This is a genomic window from candidate division WOR-3 bacterium (assembly GCA_016926475.1).
GTDB lineage: Bacteria > SDB-A > SDB-A > SDB-A > SDB-A > JAFGIG01.
Map to the genome: position 1 here is coordinate 1 of JAFGON010000029.1, position 18,175 is coordinate 18,175.

General features: G+C 44.1%; 14 protein-coding genes and 1 tRNA gene. 6 read left to right on the forward strand and 9 right to left on the reverse strand.

Annotated elements, in window-relative coordinates; translation table 11 throughout:
- Nucleotides 1–8 precede the first annotated feature (8 nt).
- A tRNA-Met gene (locus JXA84_02915) sits at nucleotides 9–83 on the forward strand.
- Nucleotides 84–88: 5 nt separating this feature from the next.
- Here the strand turns inward: JXA84_02915 and JXA84_02920 are convergent.
- Both JXA84_02920 and iorA read right to left on the reverse strand, forming a co-directional pair.
- A complete protein-coding gene (locus JXA84_02920) occupies nucleotides 89–670 on the reverse strand; it encodes an indolepyruvate oxidoreductase subunit beta (protein ID MBN1150155.1) in 582 nt (193 codons plus the stop codon).
- Nucleotides 663–2,408, reverse strand: a complete 1,746-nt coding sequence (iorA, locus tag JXA84_02925; GenBank protein ID MBN1150156.1) for an indolepyruvate ferredoxin oxidoreductase subunit alpha — start codon at nucleotides 2,406–2,408, stop codon at nucleotides 663–665. The genes JXA84_02920 and iorA overlap by 8 nt, the downstream gene beginning before the upstream one ends.
- A 160-nt stretch (nucleotides 2,409–2,568) precedes the next feature.
- Here iorA and JXA84_02930 point away from each other — a divergent pair, with 160 nt between their 5' ends.
- The 3 genes from JXA84_02930 (at nucleotide 2,569) to JXA84_02940 (ending at nucleotide 7,961) form a co-directional block, all read left to right on the forward strand.
- On the forward strand, nucleotides 2,569–3,486 hold the full coding sequence (locus tag JXA84_02930) for a PorV/PorQ family protein (GenBank protein MBN1150157.1): 918 nt from the start codon (nucleotides 2,569–2,571) through the stop codon (nucleotides 3,484–3,486).
- Between the two features lie 40 nt (nucleotides 3,487–3,526).
- Complete coding sequence (locus JXA84_02935) at nucleotides 3,527–6,523, forward strand: pyruvate, phosphate dikinase (GenBank protein MBN1150158.1); 2,997 nt, start codon at nucleotides 3,527–3,529, stop codon at nucleotides 6,521–6,523.
- Nucleotides 6,524–6,587: 64 nt separating this feature from the next.
- Nucleotides 6,588–7,961 (forward strand): nucleotide sugar dehydrogenase, encoded by a 1,374-nt coding sequence (locus JXA84_02940; protein ID MBN1150159.1) that lies wholly within the window; start codon nucleotides 6,588–6,590, stop codon nucleotides 7,959–7,961.
- Here JXA84_02940 and JXA84_02945 read toward each other — a convergent pair.
- Nucleotides 7,951–9,468 (reverse strand): AMP-binding protein, encoded by a 1,518-nt coding sequence (locus tag JXA84_02945; protein ID MBN1150160.1) that lies wholly within the window; start codon nucleotides 9,466–9,468, stop codon nucleotides 7,951–7,953. The two genes, JXA84_02940 and JXA84_02945, sit on opposite strands and share 11 nt — an antisense overlap.
- Nucleotides 9,469–9,580: 112 nt before the next feature.
- On the opposite strand from JXA84_02945, the gene JXA84_02950 reads away from it, so the two are divergent.
- Together JXA84_02950 and JXA84_02955 are read left to right on the forward strand one after the other, a co-directional pair.
- A complete protein-coding gene (locus tag JXA84_02950) occupies nucleotides 9,581–11,065 on the forward strand; it encodes a trypsin-like peptidase domain-containing protein (protein ID MBN1150161.1) in 1,485 nt (494 codons plus the stop codon).
- An 8-nt stretch (nucleotides 11,066–11,073) separates the two neighbouring features.
- The gene (locus JXA84_02955) at nucleotides 11,074–11,748 is read left to right on the forward strand and encodes a hypothetical protein (protein ID MBN1150162.1); all 675 of its coding nucleotides are present in this window, start codon (nucleotides 11,074–11,076) and stop codon (nucleotides 11,746–11,748) included.
- A gap of 45 nt (nucleotides 11,749–11,793) precedes the next feature.
- On the opposite strand, the gene JXA84_02960 is transcribed toward JXA84_02955, so the two are convergent.
- The 6 genes from JXA84_02960 to JXA84_02985 all read right to left on the reverse strand — a co-directional run bounded on the left by JXA84_02960 (nucleotide 11,794) and on the right by JXA84_02985 (nucleotide 18,155).
- Complete coding sequence (locus JXA84_02960; protein ID MBN1150163.1) at nucleotides 11,794–12,852, reverse strand: glycosyltransferase family 4 protein; 1,059 nt, start codon at nucleotides 12,850–12,852, stop codon at nucleotides 11,794–11,796.
- The gene (locus JXA84_02965) at nucleotides 12,849–13,877 is read right to left on the reverse strand and encodes a glycosyltransferase (GenBank protein MBN1150164.1); all 1,029 of its coding nucleotides are present in this window, start codon (nucleotides 13,875–13,877) and stop codon (nucleotides 12,849–12,851) included. Before JXA84_02965 ends, JXA84_02960 begins: the two co-directional genes overlap by 4 nt.
- A 17-nt stretch (nucleotides 13,878–13,894) precedes the next feature.
- Nucleotides 13,895–15,175, reverse strand: coding sequence for a tyrosine--tRNA ligase (locus tag JXA84_02970; protein MBN1150165.1), 1,281 nt, complete (start codon nucleotides 15,173–15,175; stop codon nucleotides 13,895–13,897).
- Nucleotides 15,176–15,185: 10 nt separating this feature from the next.
- Nucleotides 15,186–16,421, reverse strand: coding sequence for a glucose-1-phosphate adenylyltransferase (locus JXA84_02975; protein MBN1150166.1), 1,236 nt, complete (start codon nucleotides 16,419–16,421; stop codon nucleotides 15,186–15,188).
- Nucleotides 16,422–16,433: 12 nt separating this feature from the next.
- Nucleotides 16,434–17,624 (reverse strand): ornithine--oxo-acid transaminase, encoded by a 1,191-nt coding sequence (rocD, locus tag JXA84_02980; GenBank protein MBN1150167.1) that lies wholly within the window; start codon nucleotides 17,622–17,624, stop codon nucleotides 16,434–16,436.
- Between the two features lie 84 nt (nucleotides 17,625–17,708).
- On the reverse strand, nucleotides 17,709–18,155 hold the full coding sequence (locus JXA84_02985) for a hypothetical protein (protein ID MBN1150168.1): 447 nt from the start codon (nucleotides 18,153–18,155) through the stop codon (nucleotides 17,709–17,711).
- Nucleotides 18,156–18,175 lie beyond the last annotated feature (20 nt).

The following is an 18,175-nucleotide window of genomic DNA, read 5'->3' on the forward strand; positions in this document are numbered from 1 at the left end:
ATTTACGTCGCGGGATGGAGCAGTGGTAGCTCGCTGGGCTCATAACCCAGAGGCCGAGGGTTCAAATCCCTCTCCCGCAACCATTTTTTTATCTGGAATTTTTACCCATTTCAAACGCTTTTATGTTTTTATCGAAAGCCTTTTCAGGCAATCTCTCTCTTATCGCCTTCTCCCAGGAAACGCTTTTTATCTGGGGAATTTTCGAGGAAATCGCGCCTATTAGAAAGACGTTCATCGTCCTCACATCGCCTATGCTTTTGACCGAATCCAGGGCGTCCACGAAAAGAACGTTTTTTTCGCCGACAATAGACAACAGCCTTTCCTTTATATCCGGCGGGTATTCGAAATTTCCGACCGCTACGGGCAAAGGGTCGATTTTCATGTTGTTGACGGCCAAAAATCCACCGTCTTTAAGAAAATGGATTTGTCTGAGAGACTCGAGAAGTTCGAATGAAAGCAGAATATCAGCTTCACCGGATGTTATCACGGGAGACAAAACTTTCTTCGCGAATTTTACAGATGACGTCACGCTTCCGCCTCTTTGAGACATGCCGTGAATTTCGCTTTTTTTGACGTCGTATCCCGAATGGATAGCCGCAAGGGCGATTATATCAGCCGCGACGATTATACCTTGTCCGCCAACCCCCGCTATCATGATATTCTTATGCATTGGCTCCTCCCTGGAATGTTATAGCTTTTGTGGGGCACAAAGAAGCGCATAGACCGCACCCGACGCACAGAAAGGGATTTATGATTGATTTTCGGTTTTTGAATGAAATAGCCGGACATCCGAGTTCCACGCATATTTTGCAACCTATGCATTTTTCAGTGTTGACAGAATATACTTTTCCGTAAGAACGGTTTGGAACGAGAAAAATACATGGTCTTTTAGCGATTATGACAGAGATGCCGTCAAATGCGAGAGCTTTTTTGAAAGCTTCTTTGACAGAAGGAATATCATGCGGGTCAACTTTGTGAATATCCTTGACCCCGAGAGCTGAAACAACTGCGTAAATGTCTATAATTTCCTGATCTCCGTAATGAAGGGTCTTGCCTGTTCCCGGGTGACCCTGGTGACCTGTCATAGCTGTGGTTGAATTGTCGAGGATCACCACTATACCTTTGCTCCTGTTGTAGACCATGTTGGCCAAACCCGTCAAACCACTGTGGAAAAACGTCGAATCACCTATGACCGCGACAATTTTTTTACTTAGCTCTCCAACCTCGGCTTTTTCAATTCCATGGGCGTTTGTTATGGATGCCCCCATACATACTGTCGTGTCGAGGGCGTTGAGAGGAGGGAACGCTCCAAGGGTATAGCATCCTATGTCGCCTGTGGCGGGGAGTTTCAATTTTGATAAAGCGTAGAAAATTCCGGTGTGTGGACAACCGGGACAGAGAGCCGGTGGGCGGGGGGGAAGTCCTTTTACCGGGACTTTTAGGGCTGTGTCTTTTTTTAAAGCGATAGCTATCTTTTCCTGGTCGAGTTCGTCTACTTGTGGGAAAACGTCCTTGCCGATTACTTTTATACCGGCTGTTTTGAGCTCGTTTTCGATGAAAGGATCATTTTCTTCGACCACATAGACCTTTTTGTAATTTTTTGTCGTCTCTTTTATCGCTTCAAGGTTGAGGGGCCAGCTCAAGCCAATTTTAAAAAAATCCATTTCCGGAAGAGCTTCTTTGGCGTAGTAGAGAGAAATTCCTGAAGCTATGACCAAAAAATTCGATTTTTTTGAAGGTTTTTTGTTTAATTTTGTCTTTTTGGCGAATTCGATTAATTTTTTTGTCCGCTCTTCGACGACTGCATGCCTGACTTTTGCGTGAGCAGGGACTATAATTCTTTTTTTTATGTCTTTTAAATACTCAATATTAGCCCATTGCTTTTTATCAGATATTTTAACTACTGTTTTTGAGTGACATACGCGCGTTGTCATTCTTAGCAGAACGGGCGTATCATACTTTTCGGACATTTCCATTCCTATTGCGACAAAATCTTTGGATTCCTGGCTGTCGGACGGTTCAAGGCAGGGGATTTTTGCCGCTCTCGCGTAATGACGGTTGTCCTGTTCGTTTTGTGAAGAGTGCATTCCCGGATCATCAGCCGATACGACAATAAACCCTCCCGTAGCACCTATGTAACTCATAGAAAACAGTGGATCTGCGGCTACGTTGAGACCGACGTGTTTCATTGCGCAGATCGCCCTCGCTCCAGCCATTGAAGCTCCGGCGGCTACTTCGAGAGCGACCTTCTCGTTTACCGACCACTCTTTGTAGATTTCGCCGTATTGGGCGATATTTTCTAAAATTTCGGTTGAAGGAGTGCCGGGATACGCTGCGGCAACTTTGACATCTGCCTCGAAAGCGCCTCTTGCGACCGCTTCGTTTCCTGAAAGAAGAGCTTTTTCCATCTTCACCTCACCAGATTAGAATTTTCTAAAAACTAACATGGAACAGGTCAAAAGGTCGAGAAAAATTTCATTCGGAGCGTTTTTTTATACAAAAAAAAGTTGCTTTTTTATCCGATATAATGTAGTTAGAATGAGAATTCCAGCAATTTTGGAGGATTGTATGAAGACTTTATTTTTTTCAGCTTTTTCGGCGATTTTTTTATCAGCTTCTGTTTTTGCCACAGAGCCATATTCAGGAGCGGGAACAAGCGGATTTAGCTTTCTAAAAATCACCGGTTCGGCAAAATCAGTGGCGATGTCGAGGACGGGTGTGGCGGGAGATGAATCCTATGGAATAAACCCAGCCTCGTTTTCAGGATCTGAGAAGTTTTTAAGCACATCATACTGTTACTTGATGCTCTCAACTCACACCGGTTCTTTATCTTATACCCAACCCCATTCCTTTGGTAATCTGTCCGGTTCAATGGACTATCTTTCTTCTCCAGGCATAGAAAAAACCGACCAGCAGGGAAACGTCCTGGGAGAGTTTTCCTACTCAATAATCATGCCCGGACTTGTTCTTGCGAAGGATATAAACCCGAATTTCAGCGCGGGTTTAGGCGCGAAATTTCTCTACAGTTCGGTTGATGAATACAACGCGGCGGTGTTTTCATTCAGCGCGGGAGGAATCTACAGATTTCCGGAAATCAATGGTTTTTCAATAGGCGCTTGTGTTGAAAACATAGGCCTGACGATTAAAGCTTACGACGAAGAAAAAGACCCACTGCCGCTGAAGTTCACGGGCGGAGTGTCTTTTGCACGTGATTTTTACGCACTCAACGCGGACTTTTCAAAGGCCTCCGACGCCAGATTTATTTTTGCCTTTGGCGGGGAAATCAAACCCTACAAAATGATAGCTCTCAGAGCCGGTTATTCGACAAAAGGGACCGAATACAAGACAGGCGATTCAAACGACCTGATGTCCGGTATGAGTTTCGGAGCCGGATTCTTCCTTCAGAAGATTTCGCTGGATTATTCTTTTGTCCCGATGAAAGACCTCGGATACAGCCACAAAATAGGACTTAATTTTAACTTGTAATGCAAATTCAAGGAGGAAATGCATGCCAGATAAGAAAAAAATGAAAAAGAAGACCGGAAAACTAGTCTATTTTTTCGGCAAAGGCAAAGCTGACGGAAATGCAAAAATGAAAGATTATCTTGGAGGCAAGGGCGCGAATTTAGCCGAGATGACCAACATCGGTCTCCCCGTTCCTCCTGGTTTCACCGTATCGGCGATTGTCTGCCAACTCTACTACAATGGCGGGAAAAAATGGCCTGCCGGACTGTCGCAGGAAATCGAAGACAATTTGAAAAAACTCGAAAAGGTAACGGGAAAAAAATTTGGAGACCACATAAATCCCTTACTCGTGTCGGTGAGGTCAGGCGCCGCCGTCTCCATGCCGGGGATGATGGACACTGTGCTAAACATAGGTCTCAACGAAGACACTTTGTCTGCTATTGCGAGCTTGACAGACAACCCGAGGTTTGCATGGGATTCCTACAGGCGGTTTATCCAGATGTTCGGAGATGTCGTGATGGGGGTACCTCATTCGTCTTTTGAAGACGAACTAAAAAGGGTGAAAGCTCAATACGGCAAAAAGCAGGACATTGAACTGACGTCTGAGGAGCTCAAGGAAGTCGTCCATGGATTCAAAGAAATTTACAAGAAGTTCACCAAAGAGGATTTCCCCAAAAACCCCAAGGATCAGCTCTACAAAGCAATAGACGCGGTGCTCGAATCCTGGAACAACGAAAGAGCTTTGAAATACAGAGAAATTCACGATATAAAGAATCTTCTCGGAACAGGCGTCAACGTTCAAGCAATGGTTTTCGGAAACATGGGAGAGTCTTCAGGAACCGGGGTGTGCTTCACGAGAGACGCCGGAACAGGGAAAAAAGAAATTCAAGGAGAATTCCTGATCAACGCCCAGGGGGAAGATGTCGTCGCGGGAATAAGAACCCCTCTGCCGATAATAGAGCTGGAGAATATACTGCCTAAAAATTACGCCGAACTCGTAAAAATCTGCGATAGGCTCGAAAAGCACTACAGAGACATGCAGGACCTTGAATTCACTATAGAACAGGGCAAACTCTTCATGCTCCAGACGAGAAACGGAAAAAGAAACGGAACTTCAGCCGTCAAAATAGCCAAAGAAATGGTCGAAGAAAAGCTCATTTCGAAAAAAGAAGCTATCATGAGAATAAACGCGGATTACATCGATCAGCTCCTGCATCCATCTTTCGCTGAAGAAGACTTGAAAAAAGCCTCCCCTCTGACCAAGGGTTTGCCGGCTTCGCCTGGCGCGGCGGTCGGTCAGGTTGTTTTCACCGCCGCCGATGCTGTCAAGTGGGCGGAAGAGGGCAAAAAAGTGATACTGTGCAGAGTTGAGACCAGCCCTGAAGATGTCGCGGGAATGCACAAAGCGAACGGAATACTGACTTCAGTCGGAGGGATGACGAGTCATGCCGCGGTCGTCGCGAGAGGATGGGGAAAATGCTGCGTCGTCGGAGCAGATGACGTCAACATAAATTATGCTGAAAAAAGCATGAAAATTGCGGGAAAACTTTTCACCGAGGGAGACAACATTTCAATAGACGGTTCTACCGGGTATGTCTATGAAGGCGTTATCCCAACCAGATCGACGGAGATGTCTGACGATTTCAAGACCATAATGAAGTGGGCAGACGATATGAGAAGGTTGAAAATCCGAACCAATTCAGACTCCCCCCAGGACACTCGAAAAGCAGTTTCACTGGGAGCCGAAGGCATTGGCCTTTGCAGGACAGAGCACATGTTTTTCGCGGAGGGAAGGATAAACGCTTTCAGAAGGCTGATTCTTTTCGCCTACGAATCAAAACGCCTTGAAAAGTTGATAGGAAAAGCGGGGGAAAACGAACAGATAGAACTCAGAAAACAGCATGATTTTTCACTCACAGCATACAATAAAGCCCTCGACGAATTGCTCCCGTTTCAAAAAAACGACTTTGTTGGAATTTTTGAAGCGCTCGAAGGCAGACCGGCAACAATAAGGCTTTTAGACCCTCCTCTTCATGAATTTTTGCCCAAAGAGATTAAGGACATGGAAGCCCTCGCTTCGGAGACAGGACTGTCGGTTGATAAAATCAGACAGATATCTGAAGACCTGCACGAACAGAATCCGATGTTGGGACACAGGGGCTGCAGGCTTGGATTGACTTATCCTGAAATAACCAAGATGCAGGTAAGAGCGATAATTGAAGCGGCGATAGAGGTCAGAAAAGAGAAAGGCATCGAAACTCTTCCGGAAATTATGATACCGCTCGTGGGAGATTACAGGGAGTTGAAACTTTCAAGAGAAATAGCTCAGAAAGTTATCGAAGACGTTTTCAAGGAAAAAGAAATCAAAGCCGGTTACGTAAAATATCTCATCGGAACCATGATAGAGGTTCCCAGAGCCGCTTTGACGGCTGATGAAATTGCAAGGTACGCCGATTTCTTCTCTTTCGGGACAAACGACCTGACACAAATGGGCGCCGGTTTTTCCAGAGACGACGCGGGTAAATTTCTCGGCGATTACGTAGGGATGGGAATTTACGAAAAAGACCCTTTCCAGACTCTCGACAAAGTTGGCATCGGAAAGATGATAAAAATCGCTGTTTCTCTTGGAAGAGGGGAAAAGAAAGATCTTAAAATCGGAATATGCGGCGAGCATGGAGGAGATCCCGCTTCTATATATTTCTGCGATGAGGTCGGCATGAATTACGTCTCCTGTTCACCTCTCAGAGTTCCCATAGCCAGGCTTGCCGCGGCTCAGGCTGTAGAGGTCAATTCCGAGCATAAAGCAGCTCCGGTAAAAAAATCAGCCAAAACCGTCAAAAAGGTTTCAAAGAAGGTAAAACCAAAAACTCCGGTTAAGAAGACAATGGCCACTTCAAAAAAGAAGAGTTCTGTCAAAAAAACCGCTGAGAAAAAAATCAAAAAAAGCCCTCCCAAAAAGAAAACAGTGAAAAAAGCTGAAGGGAAAAAAGCCAAAAAAATTGTCAGGGCTAAAATCTCGAAAAAAACCGTAAAAGGGGCTAAATCCAGAAAAAGATAGAAAATTCTGTCATAAGACATAGCCCCGCTTTTGCGGGGCTTTCTTGTAAAAAGAGGGGTTTCCTTTGTATAAAAAAACTGTTGCCTGTATAGGAGCCGGTTATGTAGGCGGGGTCACCATGTCTGTCATAGCTGAAAAATGCGAAGATTACAAAGTTTTGGTAACTGACATAGACAGGGAAAAAATCGCCAAGTGGAACACCGACGACCTGCCTATTTACGAGCCTGAGCTGCTCGAAACCGTAAAAAAGGCGAGAGGGAGAAATCTTTTTTTCATCAACGACGTCAAAAGCGCCATCAAAGAAGCCGACATCGTATTCGTATCGGTGAACACGCCTACCAAAAACTTTGGCGAAGGAGCGGGTAAGTGCGTTGACCTGCAGTTTTGGGAGAAGACAGCGAGGGACATTCTGAAGTATTCCGACAAAGGTAAGATTGTCGTTGAAAAGAGCACCCTTCCGGTCAAAACAGCTGAAGCCATGAAAAAAATACTACAATCCAACGAAAAGAAATTGAAGTTCGAAGTGATATCGAACCCTGAGTTTTTGGCAGAAGGAACTGCAATCCAGGATTTGGAATTCCCGGACAGAATTTTAATCGGTTCGGAAGACTCTCCTGAAGCTTTGAAGGCGAGAGATGAAATAGCGGACATATACGAAAAATGGGTGCCGAAGGAAAAAATAATCAAAGGCAATATCTGGAGCTCAGAACTTTCAAAGCTCATCGCTAACGCTTTTTTGGCGCAGAGGATTTCATCTATCAATTCAATTACTCCTCTTTGCGAGGCAACTGGAGCGGATATATCAGAGATTTCAAAGGCCGTCGGGCTCGACACGAGAATCGGTTCGAAATTTCTGTCTCCCAGTGTCGGCTTCGGCGGTTCATGCTTTAAAAAGGACATTTTGAATCTCGTGTACATTTGCGAAAACTATTCTCTTCACGAGACGGCGAAATACTGGGAAAATGTCCTTTCGATAAACGAATACCAGCAGGAGAGGTTTTTTCTCACCATGCTCAGGTCTATGTTCAACACAATGGCAGAAAAAAAAATCGCGGTTTTCGGCCTTGCTTTTAAAGCAAAGACCGACGACACGAGAGAATCTCCGGCAATTTTTATTGTCAAAAAACTTCTTGCCGAGACGGCTGATGTGTGGCTGACGGACCCCAAAGCTCTAAGAAACGCCAGATTAGCTTTCGGCAAAGACGCTGAAAAGATTCATCTCACCGATGACCCATACGAAGCCACCGAAGGAGCACACGCCATTGCGGTCATGACCGAATGGGGAGAGTTCAAGAATCTTGACTATTTTAAGATTTACAAAAATATGTCTCATCCGTCTTTTCTGTTCGACGGAAGAAATATTTTGGATGGGAAAAAAATCTACGACATCGGGTTCAACTTCTTTTCTTTGGGGAAAAAGCCGCTGATCAGAGATTGAGCCCCATTTTTTTTACCATGTCAGTTATTTCTCGGAAATCGTTTTTACCGCTGCCCATTTTCGGCATGTTTTCAATGCGGATTATTTCTCTTGGAATGGCTATGTTTGGTAAAATTTGAGACAATTCGCCTTTCAAACCCGAAATGTCAATTTCTTCAGAAAGAACCGCGACGATTCTCGAACCTATCTTTTTGTCTGGAATTTCCACGACGCAGCAATCAGTGCCGGGACCGAGAATTTTTTCAATCGCGTTTTCTATCATGACGAGGGAGATCATTTCTCCGCCAATTTTGACGAACCTCTTCAACCTGCCGATATGCCATAGATAGCCATCCGTGTCCAGTTTTCCTATGTCGCCTGTGTCGTACCAACCGTCTCTTATCCTGAAAGAAGTCGCTTCGAGATCGTCGTAGTAACCCGACATCACCGAATCGCCTTTGACGAATATTTTGCCGTTTTCTCCAACGGGCATTTTGTCTTCGGACTGGATTCCTCTTATTTCCAATTCGAGATTTGGAAGAGGTTTTCCGATGCTACCCCTTTTGTTCTCATCCGGGGTGTTGACAGAAATAACCGGGCTGGTCTCGGTTGTCCCGTAACCTTCGAGCAGCGTTATCCCATGTTTTTCCGAGTATTCGTCGAAAAGCCAGGAAGGCGCTTTGTCTGCTCCAGATATCACAATTCTCAAAGAAGAAAAATCACCGGTCTGAGAGTATTTTGAATAGTTGGCGAGAAAATAGGGAGATCCGGCGATTACAGTCGGTTTTTCTTCCTTGATTATTTTTGAGATGTTTTTGTATTCGAGAGGGTTCGGGTAAGTCAAACTTTTACAACCCAGAACCAGGGGCATTATCAGGTTGACGTTAAATCCGAACACATGAAAAGGTGGCAGGATATTCATGAAAACATCTTCTTTTTGTATTTTCAGCCTATCCGCGCAGGTGAAAACGTTCGACAAAATGTTTTTGTGAGAGAGCTGAACGGCTTTGGGTTCTTTTTCGCTTCCGCTCGTGAAGAGTATGACGGCAATGTCTTCCTCGCCGGATGAGTGAAAATCACTTAAAACAACCGAGAGAGGAAATTTCGATTTTAGGAAATATTTAATTTTGTCCCTGGTTTTTATCTTTGTTAAAATGTCCTCAATGAAAACCATGCCGTCAATTTCAGGACATTCAATTTTTTCCAAAAATGTTTTGGATGTTATTGTGTTTGAAAAACCCAGCTTGTTCATAGCGTAAGATGTGTTGTGTTGAGCGCCGGTGGAATAGTTTATCATGACGGGTATTTTACCCGCCGCTAAAAGCGAAACTGACGTCAGGGCGCAGGCAGAAGAGGTTGGTAAAAGCACTCCGATAAAACTGTCGTCGAGTTTGCCGAACTCACTTGACAGAGCATAGACCGCTACGAGAGATTTTTGGAAGCTTAAACGTTTTTTGGAAAAAAGATCGGCAATGGCGATTTTTGAAGGATTTTTCTTGCAAGTCTCAATGAATCTCTCTTGTATCAAACCATCCTCTCGTCGCTTATTTCCAGGTTGACAGGAAAAAGAATTCCTATATTTTTAATATTTAAAGCATAAATTGGTTTTTTGTAAAGATAATTTGACGCGGAGGATAAAGATGAAAGATTGTTTTGCAAAATCTTCTTACGCGATTTTTTTCTCCCTGGTACTCTGGAACCTTTTTTTGACGGGAACGGAGCTCAAGAGCCAGCAAAGCGTGAATACGGATGAAAATTTGCAAATTGAATTATCGTTCTCGAGGGCTGTTGAAAAATCAATACCCGCTGTCGTCAGCGTCATAGCAGAAAAAAGGACCGAATTCACATATTCCGTAAACCCTTTCGGCTTCTCTCCGTTCGGTTTTGACCCTTTCGGTTTTTTCGGACCCGGAAACTTTGGAGGAGTAGAACCTGAATTGAGAAAAGGCGAGAGATACGAAAAATCCGAAGGAAGCGGGTTTATCTTTTCTCCCGAAGGGTATGTTTTGACGAACAACCACATAGTAGGAGGAAGCTACAGGCTCTCGGTAGTATTGCCAGACGGAAGAGTGTTTGAAGGCAATGAGGTTGAACTCATCGGGACGGATCCGCAGACGGATCTGGCGGTGCTGAAAATAAAAGCAGAAGAAAACCTCCCTTACATTGAAAAGGGAAATTCCGACGAAATAAAGCCGGGCCAATGGGTGATAGCGATTGGTTCGCCTCTCGGTTTTTCGCAGACTGTGACGGCAGGCGTGATAAGCGCTGTCGGAAGAAGCGAAATACCTCTGCCGGAAGGACCTTCCTACCAGTATTTCATACAGACGGACGCTTCGATAAATCCGGGAAACTCCGGAGGTCCCCTGCTCGACATACAGGGAAATGTCGTGGGAATAAACACCGCCATAACTTCCCCGACGGGCGTCAGCATAGGAATTGGATTCGCTATACCCATGAACATGGCTTCGAGAATTGCCGATGAACTGATTGAAAACGGGAAAGTGACAAGGTCTTACATTGGAATAATGATGGAAAACTTGACCCACGACTTGAAAATTGCCATGGGCGCGGATGATTTGCGTTCCGGAGTGATAGTCACCGATGTAATTGAGAATTCGCCCTCTGACAAAGCGGGAATAAGGATAGGCGATATCATCTTTGAAATCGACCAGAACTACGTGGAAAATTTAAACAATTTCAGAATAGATATTTCCCAGAGAAAACCCGGCGACAGAGTTTCTCTTTCCGTGAGGAGGGGGTCTCACGAACTCAGTTTTGAAGTTGTTCTCGAAGAATTTATACAAAAGTCTCAGGCGAACAGCGAATTGCCAGCGCAGAATTGGCCCTGGCTCGGCATTGAAACCGGCGAACTGGACGAGAAAAGGACGGCTGATCTCGGTCTCGGGGGAAGGGCGGTGTACATAACTGGAATACACGGCGGATCTCCCGCGAGCAGGGCAGATTTATCAGAAAGGGACATAATCGTCAAAGTAGGAGATATAACGATAGAGAACCTCTCAGACTACATAAAAGCCCAAGAAGTCTACAGCGGCAGAAGCGACCCGCTTCTTTTTCAAATTTTGAGAAACGGAGTAAACCATTTCACGGCAGTGAAATCTGAGTAGAGATTTCTATGACGTTACTTTTTTTAATTTTCGCAATCAGCCAGATATGGAACTCTTGTCCCTACAAACAGGTTAATTGCACGGGGCTTTGCAGCGGATTTTTAGATTCGGATTCCGACCGGATCTGTGACTTTTCTCAACTACCTCCGCATGAGAGAATCCTTTCTCAAAACCCTGCAGAAGACGCTCCGGCAGTCATTGCCGATTCTGTTGTCAATACCCTTGAAGAAAATTCGGCTGAAAATAGCGGGACTGCTGCCAATGAGACACTATCGCCAGTCTTACCGGGTAGTGAAGATACTTTGAAAGACTCCGGGACGTCCCAGGTCAATATTCAGAATACTCCCCGTGAGACAAAGCCTATAACCCGAAAATATAAAATATTACCCATAGTTTTGATTATGACGTTTCTTTATTTTTTATCACTTTTGTCGGTGAGAAAAAAAGCCATTTCAAAACCGACACACATTAAAATTTGGAATGTCGCGCTTTTCATTTCGTTTTTCGTTTCTTTGACCCTTGGTCTGATTCTAATTTTTGGGGTTAATACCGGAAAAATTCCCTTTTTCGCTTCCAAAGTACTCTATTGGCATGTTGAAACTGCTACCGTCATGTCGGTAATTGCTTTTTTTCATCTGTCCTGGCACTGGACATACATCAGAAACGCTTTGAGAAAAAAGTAGATTGCGGAATATACATAAATAGGGAAATATAAAAACTTTCCTTCATTAATTCGCGAGAACTTTTTTGTAAATTTCGAATGTTTTCTTCGCGGTGTTTATCCATGTAAGGTCTTTGACGACAAGGTGAAGCTTTTTTCTGTTTTTCAAATCAACAAGGGCTTTCATTTTTTCTGTCATTTTTTCGGTGTCCCGGCTGTCGACGGTAAACTCTGGGGGAAGGAATTTGGAGCAAGGCAAAGTATTTTCCGCTATCACAGGACAGTTGCAAGCGAGGGCTTCAAGAGGGGGAAGCCCAAAGCCTTCATAAGCCGAGGTGAATAAGAGTCCAAGAGAGTGATTGTAGAGAGTCCGGATAAATTCTCTGTCGCAATATCCAAGCCATACAATGTTTTTGCCACCCAAAAGACGTTGGTCTTCTCCGTTGTTCTTGCCGACTACGACGAGTTTGATTCCTGGCATGTTGAGTTCAAGAAAAGCCTTACGGGCGGCGCTGAAATTTTTTCTCGGTTCCAAAGTGCTGACAAAAAGAAAATACTTGAATCTTTCTTGAAAAGGGTGTGAACTCTCTTTTGGCCGCCAGAAGTCAGAAACACCCTGATGGACAGTGTAAGTTCTATTATCCGCTGACGGAAAATAAGTTTTTATTTCCTCGGCAGTCTGTTCGGAAATGGCTATAACCGCGTCGGGGACTACAGATTCAAAATATCTCACAAATTTCTTTTTGATAGCCTTGACATAATTGGGGCTGAGCATTTCAGGATGAGAAAATACAACCAGATCATGAACGGTTAATACCAGTTTGGATTTCCCCGTGTATTTGTCCGGGAGCCATACGTCGAGTCCATGCCATATCTCCGGATGTCTGTAAGGCAACAGGAATCCTTTTAAACATACATGGTGGGAGACATTGTGCCCGAAAAGCCTGTTTTTTTTGAAAGATTCCGGATCTCTGATGATTTTTTTCAACCGGCTGTCCCTAACACAGAGAAAATACCTGTTTTCGGGATGGAGAAATATCATCGATTCAGCCAAAGATTTGGCGTATGTACCAATGCCGGTCGCTCCGGGTGAATAAGGGTTTGTCATGTCGTAGGCTATTTTCATTGCTTTAAAATATCTTCAAGAGATTTTCTGAAATATGCCGAACTGGCGCTTGGAGAGAGTTCTTTTGCGACAACGTCGGAAAAAAGGCGAAATCTGTCGGGAGTGATGCTGCCGTTGAGAATTTCCAGGGCTTTTTGCGAAACAGTTACAGGATCGTCCTCATCGCATGTCAGCTCGTTCCAATTTTTTTCCTTGAAGTATTCGTAGTTACCGCATCCTTTACCAACAATAACCGGGCATCCGCAAGATAGAGCCTCCATTACGGACACGGGGAAAGGATCAAAAAAGGGAAAATGAAAAAGGATGCCGGTCTCTCGGTAGAGTTTCGGCATGTCGGTGTATTTGACTATTCCGAGATGCCGGATGTTTGCAAATTTTAAAGAAGATTCCTGTGTGCCTGCTATTTTTATTTCCAGGTCGGGTATCGTCTTTTTCATGATGCGGAAACAGTCGTCGAGCCATCCGGGAATTTTATCCATCAGCCCTCTTTTACCGCCCTTAGAGACGATGCAGATGGTGTTACGCCGCCTTAAAACACCCGATGCGAAGCGGGATTGTCTTATGAAAATATCCCCGATAGAAGGCCTGACTGTTTTGATTTTGACGCTTTGCGGGACAAGACCTTCAAAGGTTTCTGTCGTCAAGCCGGAAACGCTAATCGCTCCGTCAACCATGGAGAGAAAAGCTCTGGTGTCTCTGGAGTAAATATCCTTGTTTTCTCTGACGTAAATACCGGTTTCGTCGGCCATTATGAGTATTATTTTAGCGTTTGTAGAAAAGTTGTGCATTACGATCGAAGGGGAAAGAGGCGCTCCCCCTTCAGAAATAATTACGTCAGGTTTGCAAAAGATGAATTTAGTCCTCAGGAGATTTAAAAGCAAATGCTTATTTCCTCTTTCGCGGAGCTTTCTGTTGCCTCTGAAATAAATAAATTTCGCGCCGACGCTTTTAGCCCAAGCCGCGTGAGCAGGGTGAGGGTTTTGGTGGACAAAAGCAATTTTGGTTTTTTTTCCGTTAATGACCATAGAAGGAAAATTGGGTTTCAGTTCGATACGATTATTTTTTTTCTCTTCTTTTTTCCGACTCTTAAAATAGCGTTTTGACCTTCAATGTCTTTTAATTCAATTTTATGGTCGAACTCTACGATTTTTTTGTCATTGATAAACACGCCACCCTGGGATAAGGCTCTTCTCGCTTCAGAACGGCTCGGAGAAAGGGAAGATGAGACTAAAAGAGATACTATGTCAATGCCATGGGATAGTTCTGTTTTGGAGATTTCATAAGAAGGTATTTCGGCGTCTTTGGATTCGGCAAAGAGTATCGATGAACTCGTCCTGACTCTTTTTTCTCTGTCAGCTGAGCCGAATTCCCTTACCGAAGAAGAATAAGCTTGTGAAGCGCTTTCTAAACCGTGCAGTATAAGGGTCGCCTCAAAACCCAATATCTCTTTAGCTCTGTTCACGGGACAAATCTTTTCGTTGGTCAATTCTTTTATCTCTTCAAGAGGCAAAAAAGTGAATTTTTTCAAAGCCTCATCAACCATTGAGTCTGGTATGTTTCTCCAGTATTGGTAGTATTCATAGGGCGAAACGAGATCTTTTGAAAGCCATACACTGCCCTTAACGGATTTTCCGAATTTTTCACCGGATTCGTTGAGAAGAAGAGGAATCGTGAAACCGAGCACATGCTTAGATTTAAGCCTTCTCACCAGATCTGTTCCGGCGACTATGTTGCCCCATTGATCCTGTCCGCCTATCTGAATCCGGCATCCGTGATTTTCGTTTAGGTAGAGAAAATCGTATGCCTGCAGGAGCATGTAGGTGAATTCGAGAAAAGTGATTCCAGTGTTTGATTCGAGCCGCGATTTAACCGATTCGGCTGAGAGCATTTTATTCACAGAAAACAACGGGCCTACCTCCCGAAGGAATTCTATGAAATTTTTGTCTTTAAACCAGTCCATGTTGTTGAGTATTTTGTGGTCTCCCTTTTCACGCGATAGAAACGAGTCTATTTGGGATGAAATACTAAAACAGTTGTCCTGAATAGAGTTTTTGTCAAGCAGGTTTCTCGTTTCGGTTTTTCCGGAAGGGTCTCCTACGGAACCGGTAGCTCCCCCTACGACTGCGATGACAGTGTTTTTGCGCATTTTCAGCCATGAAAGAGCCATGAGAGGGAGTAGATTTCCTATGTGCAAGCTTTTGGCGGTCGGATCGAATCCGCAATAGTAAGTGTTGCATTCCTCGTTGAGAATGTTCTTTAAATTTTCTTCATCGGTTGTCTGGTATATGAAACCTCTCTCTTTGAGCTCTCTGAAAAGGTCCAAATTCCCTCCTTTATATCACTGTATGGGATGGTATTACGGCTTCTTTTTTCACAACAGTAATACCGTCTCTTATCCAAAAAAGATCCCCTTTGAAATCCTCTTCGTCTTTATGGTCCCTTATCACTACATGATCTCCTATTATGACGTTTTTATCGATTATCGCTCGTTCTATGTGGCATGAATTTCCTATGGATAGAAGTTCTTTTTCAGCTTCAATCTGGTAGAAGTCGTTTCCAAAAACAACCGAGTTAATGAGCGTTGTGTCTTTTTTTATGTATGACCTTATTCCGATCAAGGATTTAATTATGGTCGCACCTTCTATAATCGCTCCGTCTGAAATAATGCTCTCGTCAATCCTGGAAGACCTGACTTTAGCCGGCGGTATATACCTTCTGCGGAAATAGACAGGGTGATTTATCTCGTCGTAGAGGGAAAAGGGGGGGAGTATGTCGGTCAGTGATATGTTCGATTTGAAAAAAGAGTCTATCGTGCCGATGTCGTCCCAAAAACCTTTGAAGACATAACCGAAAACCTTCAGAGTTTTAATGGATTCCGGGATCAGGTGTTTTCCGAAATCGATGAATTCGGATTCGAGGAGTATCTTTTCAAGGCAGGAGTAGTCGAAGAGGTATATACCCATGCTCGCAAGATATTCTTTTCCTTCCGAACCGGCGCTTTTCAACGTTTCGAGTTGTTGGCTGTCAGGTTTTTCCTTGAATTCAGTGATTCTGGAGTTTTCTGCGATTTTCATGATGCCGAACGATTGGGCTTTTTCCTTTTCAACAGGAATTGTCGCGATGGTTATTTGGGCTTCGTGCTCTTGGTGGAATTTGAGTAGTTCCCTGAAATCCAAATGATAGAGCTGATCTCCGGACAATATCAGGACGTATTGGGGCCTTTGAGCGCGTATGTGTTTGAGACTCTGTCTGACCGCATCTGCGGTTCCCTGGAACCAGTCGCTCTTTTCTGGTGTCTGCTCGGCTGCTAGAAGTGAGACAAAACCTCTGCTGAAAGAATCGAATTGGTAGGTTTCATTTATATGCCGGTTGAGAGATTCTGAATTGTACTGGGTCAGCACAAAAATTTTGTTGAACCTCGAGTTCAGACAATTGGAAATGGGAATATCAACGAGTCTGTATTTTCCTCCGAAAGGAACTGCAGGCTTTGATCTCACTAAAGTCAGAGGAAAAAGGCGAGTGCCTTTTCCTCCACCCATTATCACGGCGACAACCTGAGCAGCTGGCATAGTGACTCCTTTTTATTCAAGTACCATTGAAATCCTTTCAAGAGCCCAGTCAACTTCCTCTTTGTCTATCACGAGAGGGGGGGCAAAACGTAAAGTAGTGACATGGGTCTCTTTGCAGAGGATACCGTTTTCTTTCAGGGCTTCTGCTTTATCCCTGACGTTTTCATTCAGTTCAAGCCCTATCCACAAGCCTTTTCCTCTGATTTCCTTGAGATTTTTAATTTTCATCTTATTCAAATTGTCCAAAAGGTAAGCGCCCATCCTCTCTGAATTCCCCGGAAGATCTTCATCGGTTATTATCTTGAGGGCTTCCGTGGCTATGGAAGCGGCGAGTGGGCTTCCGCCGAAAGTGCTGCCGTGAGAACCCGGTTTTATTACACCCATTATTTCTTTTCTCGTCATGAAAGCGGAAACGGGATAAAAACCACCCGAAAGGGCTTTCCCAACAATGATTCCGTCCGGCAAAACTCCTTCTTCGTGCTGGTAGGCGAAAAGTTTTCCCGTTCTTCCAAGACCGGATTGAATTTCGTCGAGAACGAAAAGTATGTTGTTTTTTCTGCATAACTCTTGAGCTTCCTTGAGAAAACCGTTCGGAGGGATTATGATTCCCGCTTCGCCCTGTATGGGCTCGGTCATGAAAGCGACCGTGTTCTCGTCGATGGCTTTCTCCAACGCTTTTATGTCTCCGAATGGAATTATTTCAAAACCTTCGGTGAAAGGACCGAATCCTTCTTTGTAGAGGGGTTCTGTAGAAAAGCCAATTATCGTCACCGTTCTTCCGTGAAAATTGTTGGCGCTGACGATGATTTTTGCCTTTTCGGATTTGACCCCTTTAACATCGTAACCCCATTTTCTCGTGACTTTAACAGCGGTTTCAACGGCTTCTGCCCCTGAATTCATTGGTAAAATCGAATCGTAACCGGTCATTTTGTTGCACTGTTCATAGAACAAAGGCAGTTTGTCATTTCTGAAAGCCCTTGAGGTCAATGTCAATTTCGACGCTTGCTCTCCTAAGATTTTGACCAACCGAGGATGGCAATGACCCTGGTTTAGCGCTGAATAAGCGGCGAGAAAATCCATGTATTTTTTTCCTTCGACATCCCAGACCCATACTCCCTGCCCCTTTTCGATTACGACGTCGAGCGGGTGGTAGTTGTGAGCTCCGAATTTTTCTTCGAGCGCGATGAGTTCTTTAGTGTTCAAGTATCCTCCCTGTGTTGTGTTTATTTCGCTTTTTCATAATTTAATACTTTTAAACAGTCCAATCAACAGAATATAGAAAAGGTTTCAACCAATTCCTTTTGAGGCGTCGTTTTTAGGTGAATCAAAGAAATCTTTCACCCTTTTGAGAGAAGATAAAAATAAAAAGATTATAGGCACCGATATTTCGATTACAAAGACAGCCGCGAGCATTATGTAGAGGACAATCCAATCGGAAGTCCCGGGTTTCATGTCAGGTTCCGGAGAAAAAGAAGGCGAGTTTATCATCAACAATGTAATGACAAGAGATATGACAAGCAAAAATATTCGGAATACAGAAGCGGAGAAAATCAGAGACAGAGCCCATTTTCGTTTCAGGAGAATAAATATTCCCGAGACGATGAAAAAAAGGCCAAGGCTAAGTACCAACCCTCTATTTATCGAAATGAAATTTTTATAGAAAGAGGTTAATTCTATGTCTTGCGGTATGTTTGAATAAGATCCGGCGCACAAGGCGATTATTCCGTAGATCACAGCACCAGCTGAGAGAAAAA